Source organism: Caballeronia sp. LZ035, from assembly GCF_031451175.1.
Lineage (GTDB): Bacteria > Pseudomonadota > Gammaproteobacteria > Burkholderiales > Burkholderiaceae > Caballeronia.
Genome location: NZ_JARUXS010000003.1, coordinates 392223 through 408491 on the forward strand (window position 1 = coordinate 392223; position 16269 = coordinate 408491).

Consider the following 16269-nt stretch of genomic DNA (forward strand, 5'->3'; position numbering starts at 1 on the left):
ACTGTATATAAATACAGTATTGCCCTCAAGATGGAACTCTCCGAAAAGCTCGAAATCCTCGCCGACGCCGCCAAGTACGACGCGTCGTGCGCGAGCGGCGGGGCGCCCAAGCGCGAGTCGCGCGGCATCGACGGTTTGGGCGCCAGCACCGGCTCCGGTATCTGCCACAGCTTCACGCCGGACGGCCGCTGCGTCTCGCTGCTCAAGATTCTGTTGACCAACTTCTGTCTGTACGACTGCCAATACTGCATCAACCGCCGTTCCAGCAACGTGCCGCGCGCGCGCTTCACCCCGGACGAAGTCGTGAACCTCACGCTGGACTTCTACCGCCGCAATTACATCGACGGCTTGTTTCTCAGTTCCGGCGTGATCCGCTCGTCGAATTACACGATGGACCAGCTCGTCCAAGTCGCGAGATCGCTGCGCGAGAAACATCACTTCCGCGGCTATATCCATCTGAAAACCATCCCCGACGCCGATCCCGAAATCATCACCCTGGCCGGCCGCTATGCCGATCGCCTGAGCGTGAACATCGAATTGCCGACGGAGATCAGCCTCGAACGCCTCGCGCCCGAAAAAAGCGGTCGCACGATCAAGCTGGCAATGGGCAACATTCGCATGGCCCGCGAGGAGTCGGAAGCGGAGCCGCGCGCGCCGCGTTTCGCGCCGGCGGGGCAGAGCACGCAGATGATCGTCGGCGCCGACGAAACCGATGACCGCACCATCCTCGGCACCGCGGAAACGCTCTACGGTTCCTATCAGCTGAAACGCGTGTACTACTCGGCGTTCAGCCCGATTCCCGACAGTCCGTCGGGCGTACCGGCGAAGGCGCCGCCGCTGCTGCGCGAGCACCGGCTCTATCAGGCGGACTTCCTGATGCGCGGCTATGGCTTCGGCGCAGCGGAACTGCTCGGCGATGCCGGCAACCTGCCGCTCGACGTCGATCCGAAACTGGCCTGGGCGCTGGCCCATCGCGAACGCTTTCCAATCGATCTGAACGCGGCGCCCGCGCGGATGATCGCGCGCGTGCCGGGCATCGGCATGCGCAATGCGAAGCGCATCGTCGAATTGCGGCGTACGCGGCGGGTGCGCTATGACGACCTCGTCCGGCTGCGCTGCGCGATGGACAAGGTGAAGCCGTTCGTCGTGACGGCGGACTACAAGCCGCCGCTGGCGGACACGCCCTCGGAAAACTTGCGGCGGGCGCTCGCGACCGGACCGGTGCAGCTGTCGCTGATCTGACGTCAATCCGATGCGCATCATCTCCATCGACGACGATTTCGATGCCTGGCGCACCGCCGCACTCGAAGCCCTCGCACAGGGCCTCGCGCCGGAGTCGATCGACTGGCGCACGGCGCAGGCCGAACCAGCGTTGTTCAACGAACCCGTTCCTCAACATGAAGCGCCGGATGCGCCACGGATTCGCGTGTCGCGCGAGCTGTCGGCGCTGCTGAAGGACGCCGCGCATTTTCGCGACGAGCGTCGCTGGAGTTTCCTATACCGGGTGCTATGGCGCTGGGCACAGGGCGACCGTTCGGTGGCATCGGCTGCCGATGAAGACGGCGCGCGCCTCTACAAGATGGCCAAGGCGGTGCGGCGCGCCCAGCACGACATGATCGCGTACGTGCGGTTCCGCCAGCGCGATGCGGCGCTTGGCGCACCGGAATACGTCGCGTGGTACGAGCCGGATCACGATGTCCTCGCCTGGGGCGCCGAGCATTTCGCCGCGCGCATGGGCCGCTCGACCTGGCTGATCGCAACGCCCGACGGCGCCGCGATGTTCGACGGCACACGCCTGCAACTCGAACGCCGCCGCGCGCTGGCGTCGGAGCATACAGTCGACACGCCCGACGCTGCCGAAGGGCTCTGGATGACCTATTACCGCAGCATCTTCAACCCTGCGCGGCTGAACGAGTCGGCGCTCGAACAGCATATGCCGGTGCGTTTCTGGAAAGGGCTGCCCGAGGGCGCGCTGATTCCGCAGATGGTCAGCGCGGCGCGGGGCGGCGCGCGCCGCGTCGCGCAGGCATCAAGTGTCGGCGCACTCGGCGGCAAGGCCGTGCAGGTCGACGCGCACGAAGCCCAGCCCGAACGCGACGCGCCCACGTCGCTCGATACCTGCCGCCGCTGCGATCTCTGGCGGCACGCAACGCAGGCGGTGCCGGGCGCGGGATCATCGGCGGCGCGCATCATGCTGCTCGGCGAACAGCCCGGCGATCAGGAAGACCTGAAGGGCGAGCCGTTCGTTGGCCCGGCCGGACAGTTGCTCGACGAAGCCATGCGGCGCGCCGGCGTGCCACGCGAACAGGTGTACCTGACCAACGCGGTGAAACACTTCAAATGGGAGCCGCGCGGCAAGCGGCGTCTGCACAAGACGCCCGCGCAGCAGGAAGTCGACGCGTGTTCGTACTGGCTCGAACAGGAACTGCACGAGGTGGGCGCGCCGGTCATCGTCACGCTCGGGGCGACGGCACTGGCGGCGCTGTTCGGCCGCCGTGCCACGCTTTCCGCGCATATCGGCCGCATGGTGAAGTACCAGGACAGACACGTCGTCGCGACGTATCACCCTTCGTACGCGCTGCGCCAGAACGACGAGGCCGCGCGCGAGCGCACCGTCGCGGCCATCGTCGAAGCACTCGAACAGGCGCGCCGCCTCAGTGGCGGCTAGCCGTCAGAACGCCGAGCGGATCACGCCGCCATCGGCACGCAAGGCTGCGCCATTGGTCGCCGCCGACAATTCCGAACACACATAGGCCACCATATTGGCGATCTCCTCCGGCGTGATGAAACGCTTGAGGATCGACGTCGGCCGGGCTTCCTCGAAGAACTGCGTTTCGAACTCGTGGAAGCTCTTCCCGCCCGACAGCTTCTCGACGAATTCCGTCACGCCTTCCGAACTCGTCGGCCCCGGCAGCACCGAATTCACCGTGACGCCGGTTCCCGCGCAGGTTTCCGCCAGCCCGCGCGCGAGCGCGATCTGCGCGGTTTTGGTCACGCCGTAATGAATCATCTCGACGGGAATCTGCACGCCGCTCTCGCTGCTGATGAACACCACGCGGCCCCAGTTCTTCTGCTTCATCTTCGGCAGATAGGCGCGTGACAGGCGCACGCCGGACATCACGTTGGCATTGAGGAAGCGCAGCCATTCGTCGTCGCTGATGTCCTCGAAGGGCTTCGGATCGAAGATGCCCATGTTGTTCACGAGGATGTCGACGTGCGGAAAGCGCGCCACCAGTGCATCGACCTGGGCCGCGTCGGAGACATCGCCGGCGAAGCCTTCCGCCTGGGCATCCGGAACCTGCTCGCGCAGCTTCGCGAGCGCGGCATCGACGGAAGCTTGCGAGCGGCCGTTCACGATCACGCGGGCGCCCTCGCGTGCGAGCGCCACCGTGATGGCGTGGCCGATCCCTTTCGTCGATCCGGATACGAGCGCGAGCTTGTCGGCGATCTTGAGATCCATCTTTCTTCTCCTTGAACAGGTAGGACGGAATGCATCGCGCGGCGCGCGATGCGATGACTTGACCGGCAGTTAACCAGAAGCCCGCCGAATCTGCATGAGCCCTGTCCTGCGGGCATCTTTCGAATAGGCTGAAAGCCTTGCCCCGCGTGCCTTTGCACCCGATGACACAGCACGACATAAATGCTCGATGGCGGCACGGAAAGGCATCGTCCATAGTTGCGCCTGCGTGACCGGGACGTACAACAGCGCGGAACCCAACGCCGTATCACGCACAGATGAGATCACGGATCAGGAGGGCAGCAAGACCGCCGCATCCTCGTCGCGCGATACGAACCCGTCAACGATTCCACTCTTCCGGAGCACCATCATGTTCAACCCGATCAACGCCTTCTTCAGCAAAACTCTCGCCGCACTGGTCGTCGGCACGGCGCTGCTGGCGGGCTGCGCGGACAACCCGGCGCATGCCGCCGACGCGTCCGGCGCGTACGCCCAGACAACGAGCGCGGCCGTGCAGACGCTGCGTCCCGATACGATTTACGTCTATCCGTTCGCCAGCGATGCCAGCGATGTCAAGCTCGACAATCACGGCATGCTGTCGAAGCTCGGCTCGGCGATGTCCGGCGATTCCCAGGCCGACAAGCAAGCACAGGACGCCGTCGCCGCGCGCGAGGAAGTGGCGAACGAGATCGTCGCGAAGCTCCAGTCGATGGGCCTGCGCGCCATACGCGCCGACGTCCCGCCGCCCGACGGCCAGAACGTGCTGATGATCGAAGGCAGTATCAATACGATCGATGCAGGCAATCGCCGCCGCCGCATGGTGATCGGCCTGGGGGCGGGCGAGAGCCGCGTCGGCGCGACGGTGCAGCTGGTCTTCAAGCCGGCCTACGGTGTGCCGCAAGTGCTGGAACAGTTCGACGCCAAAGCCGACAGCGGCCACGCGCCGGGCATGGCGGAAATGGCGGGCGTCGGCGCGGCGGCGGGTCATGTGGCCAGTTCGCTTGCCGTGTCGGCGGGCTTGCACACGGTATCGGAGAAGAAGCACGCGGATGTCTCGTCGGACGAAAAGCGTCTCGCGGACACCATCGCGAAGCAGATTCAAAAGCTTGGGCAGACTCAAGGCTGGATCGCTGCGAAAAGCTGAACAGGTAAAAACACCCGCACGCGGCCCGAAAACTGCTTCCATCGACATTCCGGACGCATGTTCGTTTCACGAGGCCCGCGTATGCCGACGCTTGTCCTGATTGTTTTGACCGTCGTAGTGACGCTGATCGTCGTGCTGGTCGTCGCCAATTTGTCGAGCGGCGAGAAGAAGATCGAACACAAGATAGAACGCGAGTACGCCAGCGACGACCCCCAGTTCCTCCGCTCGATGGGCCTGCTGCTCGGGCCGCCCGTCATCGGCGGGAACCGTTTCGAGGTGCTGCTGAACGGCGACCAGATCTTCCCGAAGATGCTGGACGCCATCCGCGCCGCCCGCGAGACGATCACCTTCGAGACCTTCATCTACTGGTCGGGCGGAATCGGCGAGGAATTCGCGCAGACGCTCTCGGACAAGGCGCGCGCGGGCGTGTCGGTACACGTGCTGCTCGACTGGGTGGGTTCGTCGAAGATGGACAAGCGCTATCTGCACATGCTGCGCGACGCCGGCGCCGAGGTGATCCAGTATCACAAGCCGCACTGGACCGGCCTCGGCCGCATGAACGACCGTACGCATCGCAAGCTGCTGGTGATCGACGGGCGCATCGGTTTTACCGGCGGCGTGGGCATCGCCGACGAGTGGACGGGGCGCGCGCAGGACGAAAAGCACTGGCGCGACACGCACTTCTGGGTCGAGGGTCCGGCGGTCGGCCAGATGCAGGCGGTCTTCATGGACAACTGGATCAAGGCGACCGGCAACGTCCTGCACGGACCGCGCTATTTCCCGGAGATCGACGCAGCAGGCGACGGCCTCGCGCACATGTTCAGCAGTTCGCCCTCCGGCGGCAGCGACGACATGCAGCTCATGTATCTGATGGCGATCACCGCCGCGACGCATTCCATCCATTTGTCCAGCGCGTATTTCGTGCCGGACAAGCTGACGATCAACGCCATCGTCGAGGCGGCGAAGCGCGGCGTGCGGGTGCGCATCATCACGCCGGGCAAGCGCATCGACACGCATACAGTGCGGGAGGCGTCGCGCGCCTGCTGGGGCGACCTGCTGGCGGCGGGCGTGGAGATGTTCGAATATCAGCCGACCATGTTTCATTGCAAGCTGATCGTCGTCGATGAATTTCTGGTGTCGGTCGGCTCGACCAACTTCGACAATCGCTCCTTCAAGCTCAACGACGAAGCCAACCTCAATATCTACGACCGCGATTTCGCGCGCCATCAGACCGCGATTTTCGACGACGACGTGACGCGCGCCAAACGCATCACGCTCGACGACTGGCGCCGCCGCCCGCTGACCGAAAAGCTGCTGGAACGCGTCGTCGCCGTGCTCGATCCGCAACTCTGACCTTTGTTTAAAGTGCCTCGCTAAAAATTCCGTTGGCGACCCTAAAGGTCGGATTTCGGAAGCCGATAAGACGCTCACGCAAACGAGTCCCCGGCTATCGGCAATCATGCACGGCACCTACAACCTCTGGCTGGTCGCGGCATCGCTGGTGGTCGCGACGCTCGCCTCCTTCACCGCACTCGACATTTCGGCACGCATTGCCACGCTCGCGCAATCGCGCAGCCGGCAGGTCTGGCTGGCCGGCGGCGCCGCTTCCATGGGCATCGGCATCTGGTCGATGCATTTCATCGGCGTGCTGGCCTTTCAGCTGCCCATTCCTCTCGGCTATGACCTCCAGATCACCGCCGGATCGCTCGGCATCGCGGTGCTGGTATCGTTTTTCGCGCTGCATGTGATCACGGGCAAGCGGCTCACGGCCCGACGGCTCGTCGCGAGCAGCCTGCTGATGGGCGCCGGCATCGCCGCCATGCACTACACCGGCGACGCCGCCATGCGCATGCAGCCCGCCATCACCTACGATCCCGTGTTGTATACAGCGTCGGTCGTCATCGCGGTCGTGGCGTCGGGCGCGGCGCTGTGGATCGCGCACACGCTCTCGGCTGCGAACCTGCGCAACGTGATGGCGAAGCGCGTCGTGTCGGCGGTCGTGATGGGCATCGCCATCTGCGGCATGCATTACACCGGCAACGCGGCGGCGGAGTTCGTGCCGGGCTCCATCTGCGGCGCGGCGAACGATGTCGATGCGCACTGGCTCGCCACCACCGTCGCGCTGTTCACGTTTGCGATCCTCATCATCACGCTGGTGCTGTCGCGCTTCGACGCGCGCACCGCCTTGCTGGCCGGCTCGGTGTCGCGGCTGAACGGCCAGATCGTCCGCATGGCCACTTTCGACACGCTCACGGACCTGCCCAACCGTCGCACGATGAACGAGCGCATCGAACGGGCGATCCGCCACGCCGCGCAACAGCGCAGCGGCTTCGCGATCCTCTTCATGGACCTCGACGGCTTCAAGACCATCAACGATTCGCTCGGCCATACGATCGGCGACGAAGTGCTGAAAGCGTTCGCGCGCCGTCTGCAGGAATGCGTGCGCGGCGGCGATACGGTCGCGCGGCTGGGCGGCGACGAGTTCGTCGTGATGCTGGAAAACCTGAACGCGCCCACCGACGCCGAAAAAATGTCCGAGCGCATTCTCGACACGATGAAACAAGGGCTGGTGGTCGCGAGCCATCCGTTGCAGGTGATGCCGAGCATCGGCATTGCGCTGTATCCGCAGGACGGCGACAGCGTGGAAGCGCTGCTCAAGCACGCGGACGTCGCGATGTACGAGGCGAAGCGCGGCGGCCGCAGCACCTATCGCTTCTTCGAGGCGAGCATGAACGAGGCGGCCGTGCGCACCTTGCAAATCCAGCAGGCGTTGCACGAGGCGTTGAGCGGCGGACATTTCTACCTGCTGTTCCAGCCGAAATTTCATGGCAAGAGCGGCGAACTGGCGGGCGCGGAAGCGTTGATCCGGCTCGATCATCCGCAGATCGGCACGCTGACGCCGCTCGAATTCATCCCGATCGCCGAACGTTCGGGGCAGATCGTGCAGATCGGTTACTGGGTGGTGCGCGAAACCTGCCGGCACCTGGCGAACTGGCGCGCCGAAGGCCGTCCGCCGGTGAAGGTGGCGATCAACCTGTCGCCGCGCCAGATGCACGAGGCGGATCTGGTCGAAAACGTCATGCGGATCGTGCGCGAGGAAGGCGTGCCGAGCGACCAGATCATGTTCGAGATCACCGAAACGGTCGCGATGCAGGACGCGCCGCGCACCATCGAGATGATCCGCGCGTTTCAGGAGAACGGCATCGAGATCGCCATCGACGATTTCGGCACCGGTTATTCGAGTCTCGCCTATCTGCAACGCTTCCGCGCGAAGCAGTTGAAGATCGACCGCTTCTTCACCAACGGGCTCGATGAGAATGGCCAGGAAGGCCGCGCGATCGTCTCGGCGATCATCGCGCTCGCGCATTCGCTGGACATGGATGTGGTGGCGGAGGGCGTCGAGACGGGCTCGCAGCTGAACCGGCTGCAGGACATGGCGTGCGACGAGATGCAGGGCTTCCTGCTTGCCGTGCCTTTGTCCGCCGAGGCCTTCAGCGGGATGCTCGAAAAGCGCACGGTCAGCGCCTGAGGCGTGGCTGACCGTGGACACGGTCAATCCATCGCCGCGTGCGCGATGCTGTCGTCCGCCGTGCCCTTTTTCGCGGGCCGGATCAGCAATAAAAGCGGCACGACCAGCAGCGTCGCGACGAACATCAGCTTGAAATCGTTGATATAGGCGATCATCGTCGCCTGCTGGGTGATGCTCTGATTGAGCATCGCCATGTCCTGCATCGAGCCGGACAGGATGGATTGCATCGCCGGATTGAACGGCGTCACGTGCGCGGCCAGGTCCGCATGGGCGATCTGCGTGTTGCGCGTCATCAGCGTCTGTATGCCGATACTGCTGCCGATATTGCGCGCCAGGCTGTACGTGGCGGTGCCGTCGGCGCGCAGGTCGGGCGCGAGTGTCGAGAAGGTCAGCGCCGACAGCGGCACGAACACCAGCCCCAGCCCGAAACCCTGGATCACGCCGGGCCACACGATGTCCGACGCCGACAGCACGATCGTGTAGTGCATCATCTGCCACAGCGCGAGCGCCGACACCAGGAAGCCCGAAAGCAGCAGCAGTCGCGCATCGACATGTTTCAGCAGCCGTCCCGCCATCAGCATCGCCAGCATGGTGCCCGCGCCGCTCGGCGCCGTGACGAGGCCGGTCGTCGCGACCGGATAGTTCATCAGGTTTTGCAGCATCGGCGGCAGCAGCGCGCGAGTCGCGTACATCACCGCGCCGATCACGAAAATGAACAGCGTGCCGGTCGCGAAGTTGGCGTCCTTCAACAGCTTGTATTTGAAGAACGAGCGCTGGCCGGCTGTCGCCGTGTGCGCGACGAAGAACACGAAGCTCAACGCGGCGAGGATCGCCTCGATGCGGATCTCCATGGAGCCGAACCAGTCGAGCTGCTCGCCGCGATCCAGCATCGCCTGGAATGCGCCGATCGCCAGGCCCAGCGTCGCGAAGCCGAAGGCGTCGAACTTCACCGCGCGGCGCGCAACCTGCGCCGGCAGGAAGTTCGTCACGCCGAACAGCGCGAACGCGCCGATCGGCACGTTGATGAAGAACACCCAGCGCCAGTTGTAGCTGTCGGTGAGCCAGCCGCCGAGCGTCGGGCCGAGAATCGGGCCGACCATCACGCCCATGCCCCACACGGCCATCGCCTGGCCTTGCTTCTCGCGCGGATTGATGTCGAGCAGGATGGATTGCGACAGCGGTACCAGCGACGCCCCGAACACGCCCTGCAACAGCCGCGACGCGACGATCTGCGAGAGCGTCTCAGAGAGTCCGCACAAGGCCGACGCCACTGTGAAGCCGGCAATGGAGATGCACAGCAGCTTCTTCACGCTCAATTGATCGGAGAGCCAGCCCGTCAACGGCGTGGCGATGGCCGCCGCGACGATGTACGAGGTCAGCACCCACGTAATTTCATCCTGCGACGCCGAGAGCGCGCCCTGCATGTGCGGCAGCGCCACGTTGGCGATGGTGCTGTCGAGCGTCTGGATCAGCGTGGCAAGCATGATCGAGACGGTCAGCATGCCGCGGTTGAGGGGCGCCGCGGCGCTTGCTGTTGAAGCTTCGGAGGACATGGAGGCGGCCGCGCATGACGGCAGATTGTAATCAGGGTGATGATAAGCACGCTTATTATAAGACGACGGCTGCCGCGCGCCAATGCGAACATGAATCCGCTCATGCACGCGTGGCCGTCTGTTCCCTATAATCGCGCGATGGAAACCCAACTCGACAAACGCTTCGGCTTCCTGGTCGCGGACGTGGACCGCCTGTGCGGCAACCGTTTCGACGAACTCGCGAAGTCGTCGCTCAATCTCACGCGCGCGCAATGCCGCGTGCTCGCGTATCTCTCGCATTACGGCGAGGTCAATCAGGCGCGTCTGGCCGGCCTGCTCGAAGTCGCGCCGATCTCCGCCGGGCGGCTGCTCGATCGCATGGAAGAGGGCGGCTGGATCGAACGTCTGCTCAATCCCGAGGATCGCCGCGAACGTCAGGTGCGCATGACGGCAAAGGCGGAGAAGGCGCTCGACAGTGCGCGGCGCGTCGGCGACGAAATCACCGCCGAGGCGCTCGCGGGATTCACCCGCAAGGAAAGCGAGCAGCTGGTCATGCTGCTCCAGCGCGTGCGCGGGAATCTCAGCCGGATCGTCGATCGCTGAAGCGGAACGAAGCGCGGCGGGGATGTGGCCCGCTTATTGCTGTCGCGATGCCTGCAAGTCCAACCGTCGCCATCCTTCCGGAGAAGATCGATCATGAACAAACGCACCGCACCGTTGGCTGTCCTCGCTTTGTCCGTCGCCGCGCTCGTGACCTTGCCCGTCACGCCCGCGCTGGCGCAGGATTCGGCTGCGTCCACGCCGAAGCAGGTCAGGAAAGCCGAGCGCAAGCAGGCGCGCGCGAAGAAGAACGCCGAGTTGAAGCAACTGGAGCAGAACGGCTACAACCCGTCCGGCGAGCAGACGAACTATCCGCAGAACCTGCAGAACGCGCAGGCGAAGATCAACGCGAAGAAGGCCGGCCAGCCCGCACCGGCTTCGGCGCCGTAAGCGCAGTCCTGGACGCGCGGGCTCGCCCCGCGCGTCAATCCAGCTGATACGACAAGGTCGCGTTCACGCGCGGGCTGCGCGACGTGTTCTCGACAGGCGCATCGCCGACCGCCTTCGCCACCGACAAATCGATGCTGTAGTGCTTCGCATCGGACACACGAAAGCCGATCCCCACCGAAGACAATCTGCGCGGATTCGCCGTGCCGCCATGCAGGTAGACGCGCGCGGCATCGAATGCCACGTAGGGCGTGAAGCTTTTCAGATAGGTCATGCCGACCTCGAGCGGCCGGTTCACTTCGAACGACGCGCCCCAGCCCGAATCCCCCGATACTTCTCCCGGCTGATAGCCCAGCGCGAACCGCTGCGCGCCGAATGACACCTGTTCCGAGGTCGGCAGGAAGTCCGGCGAATATTGCCCGGTCGCGGACAACACCGTGCCGATCTTCCACGGCCATTCGTTGCTTTGCGAGACGCTCGCGCCGGTGCGCACGAAGGTCAGCGAAACCGGATTGACGGGCGCGTAGCCGGCGATGTTCGTGTCCGCGCTCTTCGACGCCCCCAGCACGTCGAAGGCCTTCGCGACATTGAAGCTCGCGCGGCGCACGACGCCCGTGCCGATGCCGGTGTAATCGAGCTGCAACTGCGCGACGCGGACCTGCGAGCGATTGTCGAGATACGGGTTGCCGGGCGCGATCGTGTTCTTGAGGCGGTCCTCGTCGTGCGACGCGTACACGGTCGCCGTGCCGATCAGACTGCGCGCGTTGCTCAGCATGAACGGATAGACGCCGGAGAACGCGAGCTTGTCGTTGACCACCGTGCGTTCGATATACGACGGCAAGCCCGGGTTGTCGACCGGATGGCCGTGATAGTGCGAGGCATCGACCTTGGCGGTGAAGCCGTCGGTGCCCACCGGCAGCGTGCCGTTCAGCGCGTAGTAGGTCTGGTCGTCGCGGCCCTTCGGCAACAGCGCCGATGCACTCAGCGATTCGCCGAGCCCGAGCATGCCGTTCTCGGTCGCGCTCAGGATGCCCTGCACGCCCGGATGATTGAAGTCGATGCCCGTGCTGACGTTGAACGGCTTGCGTTCGACGTCGAGTTCGAGCGCCGTCGCGCCGTCGGTGTTCTGCGGCGGCGCGACGTTCACCTTCGCCTTCACGCCCGGAATCATCCCGAGCACGTTGACGTAACGTTCGAACTTCGCCTGGGTGAGCGGCCGGTCCGCCTGCAGGCGTTCGGCCACGGCGCGGATGCGTTTCTCGGCGGCGCCCGGATTGCCCTTCACGATGACCTTCGCGATATAGCCCTCGACCACGGTCACGCGCACGACGCCGTCCTGGAACGTCTGCGCCGGGATGAACGCGAAGGAGAGCGCGTAGCCGTGTTCCTTGTACATCGCGGTGATGCCGTTGGCGGCCTCGATCAACTGGCCGACGGTCACGTCCTTGCCGACGAAGGTCGTGAAGCGCGCGGCGATCGGCTCGAACGGCAGCGACTTGACGCCTTCGATCTCGACTTTGGAAGGCGTCAGGTGATGAGCGAGAAGCGCTTCGAGCGCGGGCGCGGGCGGCGCGACCGTCACCGCGACGGGCGCCTTGGGCGGCGTGTTGACTTGCGGCAGGGCATCGAGCGGATTGCCGCCGATGCTGGCTCGGGGTGCGGGCGCGGTTTGCGCGTGCGCGGGGTGTGCCATGGGCGCCGTCAATGCGGCGAGCATGAGCGCCCGTGTCCAGTCACGGATCTTCATTGTGCTGCCCTCGGTTGGTTGCGAGAACGTCGTGCGTTCGGATGACGCCGCGTTCTTCGTCGTGTGTCGTTATGGGTGTTGCGTGTCCTGCGATTTCAGGCGGAGAGCAGGGAAGCGACGGTTTCGTGGACCTCGCTTCCCTGCCGCGCGCCGACTAGCGCCGCGTGCCTCCCAGCACGCCGCCTACCACCGCGCCCACGGTGCCGAGCAGGCCGCCGTTGTTGGCCGCGCCGCCGCTGGTGTTGCCAGTGGTCGTCGCGATTCCTGCACCCGCGCCTGCGCCCGCCGCGGTCGAGGTTTGCGTGCTCGCGACGGTCACGCCGACTGCGCCGGTGATCGTCGTCACCGAGCCGAGGACGCCTGCGTTGCCGGGCGATCCGGTGGTGCTGGCCGGTGCGCCGGTCAAGGCGCCGACCAGTCCGGTGACGGGCGCGAGCAGACCTGCGCTGCCCGTGCCGCCGCTGCCGGTCGATCCCGCGCCGCTGCCGGCTGCGCCGGTCAAACCGCCGACCAGGCCGGTCACGGGTGCAAGCACGCCGCCCGCGCCCGAACCGGTGCCGCCGGCTGCGCCGGTCAAACCGCCGACCAGTCCGGTGACGGGTGCAAGCACGCCGCCCGCGCCCGAACCGGTGCCGCCGGTTGCGCCCGTTAAACCGCCGACCAGTCCGGTGACCGGTGCAAGCACGCCGCCTGCGCCCGAACCGGTGCCGCCGGTTGCGCCCGTCAGGCCGCCGAGCAGGCCGGTGACGGGTGCAAGCACGCCGCCCGTGCCCGAACCCGTGCCGCCCGCCGCGCCCGACAGGCCGCCGAGCAGACCGGTGACCGGCGCGAGCGGATTGGCCGCCGAGCCGCCGTTCACGAGGCCGCCTACCGACGACACCGTCTGTCCCGTCGCCGACACCAGGGTGCCGACGCCGGCCGTCACCGGATTCGCGCCGGTGCCCGTGATGTTCTTGCCGGCGTTGTCGAGCGTCCCGCCGAGGGTGGTCAGGAGATTGTTGACGGGCGCGCCGAGGCCGGTCGCCGAGCCGACCGTCTGCGTCGTCGTGCCGACGACCGACGTGATCGGCGTAATGGCCTGGCTGACCGTCTGCGTGAGCTGCGTGACTGGCGCGCTGGTGAGCGTGGTATCGAGGACGCCGCCGGTCTGAGTAACTGCATTGCCGACGATGCCGACGATGCTGCCCACCGGCGTCGTCACTGGCGCGAGCGGGGCGAGCGTGCCGGTGCCGAGGCTCGACACCAGCGTGCCCGCGCTCGACACCGCATCGCCCGTCTTTTCGACGACGCCGCCCAGGCTCGCGACGGTGGTGCCGACAGGATTCGTGCTGGTGCCGAGGGTGCCGAGGCCAGCCGACACGCCGTCGCCCAGCGTGGAGACAGCGCCGCCCACGTTCGACACGACATCGCCCGCGGCTTTCGTGGTGCCCGGGCTGACGCCCGGTGCGGTGGTCGAGCCGATTGCCGTCCCGATGCCCGTGACCGTGTCGCCTGCCGCGGACACCACGTTGCCTGTTTTATCGACGACAGCCGCGACCGGCTGGACCGGCGTACTGCCCGTGCCACCGCCTGTTCCACCGCCGCCTGTGCCGCCGCCGCTCCCCCCGCCGCTTCCACCGCCGCCATTGCTGCCGGTGGTGGTCCCCGACCCTCCGCCCGAGCCCGTTCCGGTTCCGCCGCCCGAACCGCTGCCGGTGCCACCCGTGCCGCCGCCGGTGCCGCCGGCGTTGCCCGTGGAGATGCTCCCCGCGCCGCCGGGCGCCTTGCTCACGGATCCCGATCCGCCGCAAGCCGCGAGCGACAGCACGCCGGCAACCGCCGCCGCGATGATGGTGGTCCGCAGCGTTTCGCGTGCGATATGTCTCGTATTCATGTTGGCCCTCGATATGTTGTTTGAACGAACCGCGGGCGAATAACTGCATTAGGTGTGCCATCGCACGGACAGCGAGGGTTGCCGGTGCCGGGTCGAATCGCGCAGTGCCAGTCGTTTCAAGCACTTGCGGGTGTGTCGCGAAGAAACCTCGCGTGATGACGCGCTGCACCAATGCGCGAATTGCAAGCAAACGTAACGTTACGAGAAACGGCTTGCGTAACGGAGCGGAGGGTTACGCGGGACAAGCTTGTCAACCCGGACGGGACATTTATCAGCCCCGTGATTCATGCAGCAGGAATTTAATTCCTCATTTCCAATACACATCGTGGTCGCGCTTACTTAATTGAGGTTCATATAGCATGCTATTCAGCAACGGTTACATCGAAAAATAGACAAAGTTGGGTCAGACGATTATTGATTTTGGGATGGCCATGCGTTATAAATCCTCCCAGCGACACGTCACACGAAATACACGCCGCGAGGCGCCGGACGGGTAGACGCGATCGCCATATAAAACAGAGTTGGATTGCCTTTCGGCGTGCTGCCCCTTGCGGGTGCTGCGCGACCGGATCGACTGTCCGACCAGAGAGAAGCAAACCCATCCGAGGGCCATTAACAATGAAAGTAACCTTCCTGCAGTTTCTTCGCGACAGTCGGGGAATAACCGCCATCGAATACGGATTGATTGCCGGCGTGCTTGCGCTGGGCATCATGACGGCGGTCGGTGATGTCGCCACCCAGTTGTCGAGTACCTTCGAGTCCATCAAGGCAGAACTGTCGAAAACCGGAACCTGAGAGAAACCGGCATTTTCGCCGTTATACGGCAAGACTGCATGTGCGTTTAATGTTCTTCTCGCGCTGGCTCACGCCAGCGCGAGGATATTTATCGCCTTGCAGTTTTGGAATATAAAAACATCCGGATTAATCCGGGTGACGGTATTCGTTTGCCGGCGGATTTGTTTTCGACATGTTCTCGATCGAATCAGCATTATTCACGGGGTGGGCGTGCGCCGTTGCCATGTGCGACTGGCGACGCCGTTCGATTCCCAACGCGCTCGTCCTGGCGGGCGCCGCGTGCGCGCTGGCGCTCGCGGCGGCCCGCCTGTCGCCGTTCGAAACGCTGCCTGGCGCGGGGCTGATCGGACTCGCCGCAGGCTTCGCCGCGCTGCTGCCGTTCTATTTGCTCGGCATGATGGGCGCCGCCGACGTCAAGACCTTCGCGGTGCTCGGCGCCTGGTGCGGGCCGCGCGCGCTGCTCGGCATCTGGGTTGCGGCGAGCCTGTGTGCCGCGCTCCATGCGCTTCTGCTGCTCGCGCGCCGTCGCACGGTGGTCGCACTGGACGAGTTGTCCACCGGCATGACGCTCGCTGAACGCCGGCGCAACAGCACGCCGTACGGCGCGCTGCTTGCCGTTGCCGCGTTCTGTCATCTCGCGCTGCACATGCTGCACACCGCCGGAGCGCGCCCATGACGCCCGCACGTCAAACCGGCCGACCCAGCCGACCCAGCCGACCAAGCCGACCCAGCCGCCGCGCCGAACGCGGCAACATGGCGATCGAATTCGCGATCGTGTTTCCGCTCTTCTTCGTGGTGTTCTACGCGATCGTTACCTACAGCCTGATTTTCGTCGCGCAACAGTCGCTGACGCTCGCGGCCGAGGAGGGCGCGCGCGCCGCGCTGCGTTTCCAGGACGGCGCGACAACCGTCGACGACGCGCTCACGCTGCGCAGCACCGCCGCCTGCACCGCCGCGAAGGGCCTGACGAACTGGCTCGCCGGACTGGCCGACTGCACCGCGACACCGGCCCCGTGCACCTATGACGCCACGATGCGCTGCATCCAGGTGACGCTTGACTATCACTACACGCAGCGTCCGCTGGTGCCGACGCTGCCGCTCTTCGGCCTTGCGCTGCCCGACTCGCTCGTGGCGCGCGCGATGGTTCAACTCGATCCGGACAACGTGCTATGAGCGCACGCCCGTCGCTCACCTTGCCCTGACAC

The 16269-nt window shown here is 65.4% G+C and carries 14 protein-coding genes; 10 read left to right on the plus strand and 4 right to left on the minus strand.

Annotated features, from left to right (window positions below; genetic code table 11):
* The first annotated feature begins 30 nt into the window (after positions 1–30).
* Both QCE88_RS24720 and QCE88_RS24725 read left to right on the plus strand, forming a co-directional pair.
* A complete protein-coding gene (locus tag QCE88_RS24720; RefSeq protein WP_309907243.1) occupies positions 31–1242 on the plus strand; it encodes a putative DNA modification/repair radical SAM protein in 1212 nt (403 codons plus the stop codon).
* A 10-nt stretch (positions 1243–1252) separates the two neighbouring features.
* Positions 1253–2668 carry a UdgX family uracil-DNA binding protein gene (locus QCE88_RS24725; protein ID WP_309907245.1) on the plus strand — a complete coding sequence of 472 codons (1416 nt, stop codon included), beginning with the start codon at positions 1253–1255 and terminating at the stop codon, positions 2666–2668.
* A gap of 3 nt (positions 2669–2671) precedes the next feature.
* Here the strand turns inward: QCE88_RS24725 and QCE88_RS24730 are convergent, their stop codons facing one another.
* Entirely contained in the window at positions 2672–3460 is a 789-nt protein-coding gene (locus QCE88_RS24730) for an SDR family oxidoreductase (RefSeq protein WP_309907247.1), read from the minus strand.
* Positions 3461–3827: 367 nt separating this feature from the next.
* Between QCE88_RS24730 and QCE88_RS24735 the strand changes: the two genes are divergently transcribed.
* The 3 genes from QCE88_RS24735 to QCE88_RS24745 all read left to right on the plus strand — a co-directional run bounded on the left by QCE88_RS24735 (position 3828) and on the right by QCE88_RS24745 (position 8130).
* Positions 3828–4601 carry a DUF4410 domain-containing protein gene (locus QCE88_RS24735; protein ID WP_309907249.1) on the plus strand — a complete coding sequence of 258 codons (774 nt, stop codon included), beginning with the start codon at positions 3828–3830 and terminating at the stop codon, positions 4599–4601.
* Positions 4602–4682: 81 nt separating this feature from the next.
* The gene (gene cls, locus QCE88_RS24740; RefSeq protein WP_309907251.1) at positions 4683–5954 is read left to right on the plus strand and encodes a cardiolipin synthase; all 1272 of its coding nucleotides are present in this window, start codon (positions 4683–4685) and stop codon (positions 5952–5954) included.
* A 106-nt stretch (positions 5955–6060) separates the two neighbouring features.
* Positions 6061–8130, plus strand: a complete 2070-nt coding sequence (locus tag QCE88_RS24745) for an EAL domain-containing protein (protein ID WP_309907253.1) — start codon at positions 6061–6063, stop codon at positions 8128–8130.
* Between the two features lie 23 nt (positions 8131–8153).
* Here QCE88_RS24745 and QCE88_RS24750 read toward each other — a convergent pair whose 3' ends face one another.
* Positions 8154–9683, minus strand: a complete 1530-nt coding sequence (locus QCE88_RS24750; protein WP_309907255.1) for a DHA2 family efflux MFS transporter permease subunit — start codon at positions 9681–9683, stop codon at positions 8154–8156.
* Positions 9684–9821: 138 nt separating this feature from the next.
* On the opposite strand from QCE88_RS24750, the gene QCE88_RS24755 reads away from it, so the two are divergent.
* Both QCE88_RS24755 and QCE88_RS24760 read left to right on the plus strand, forming a co-directional pair.
* Positions 9822–10265, plus strand: coding sequence for a MarR family transcriptional regulator (locus tag QCE88_RS24755; RefSeq protein WP_309837294.1), 444 nt, complete (start codon positions 9822–9824; stop codon positions 10263–10265).
* A gap of 93 nt (positions 10266–10358) precedes the next feature.
* Complete coding sequence (locus QCE88_RS24760; protein WP_309907257.1) at positions 10359–10652, plus strand: DUF4148 domain-containing protein; 294 nt, start codon at positions 10359–10361, stop codon at positions 10650–10652.
* A 34-nt stretch (positions 10653–10686) separates the two neighbouring features.
* Here the strand turns inward: QCE88_RS24760 and QCE88_RS24765 are convergent, their stop codons facing one another.
* Together QCE88_RS24765 and QCE88_RS24770 are read right to left on the minus strand one after the other, a co-directional pair.
* The gene (locus tag QCE88_RS24765; RefSeq protein ID WP_309907259.1) at positions 10687–12396 is read right to left on the minus strand and encodes a POTRA domain-containing protein; all 1710 of its coding nucleotides are present in this window, start codon (positions 12394–12396) and stop codon (positions 10687–10689) included.
* A 154-nt stretch (positions 12397–12550) separates the two neighbouring features.
* Entirely contained in the window at positions 12551–14269 is a 1719-nt protein-coding gene (locus tag QCE88_RS24770) for a collagen-like triple helix repeat-containing protein (protein WP_309907262.1), read from the minus strand.
* A 618-nt stretch (positions 14270–14887) separates the two neighbouring features.
* On the opposite strand from QCE88_RS24770, the gene QCE88_RS24775 reads away from it, so the two are divergent.
* The 3 genes from QCE88_RS24775 (at position 14888) to QCE88_RS24785 (ending at position 16237) form a co-directional block, all read left to right on the plus strand.
* Positions 14888–15064, plus strand: coding sequence for a Flp family type IVb pilin (locus QCE88_RS24775; protein WP_309907264.1), 177 nt, complete (start codon positions 14888–14890; stop codon positions 15062–15064).
* A gap of 172 nt (positions 15065–15236) precedes the next feature.
* Positions 15237–15740, plus strand: a complete 504-nt coding sequence (locus QCE88_RS24780; RefSeq protein ID WP_309907266.1) for an A24 family peptidase — start codon at positions 15237–15239, stop codon at positions 15738–15740.
* Positions 15741–15817: 77 nt separating this feature from the next.
* Positions 15818–16237, plus strand: a complete 420-nt coding sequence (locus tag QCE88_RS24785; RefSeq protein WP_309907268.1) for a TadE/TadG family type IV pilus assembly protein — start codon at positions 15818–15820, stop codon at positions 16235–16237.
* Positions 16238–16269: the final 32 nt, after the last annotated feature.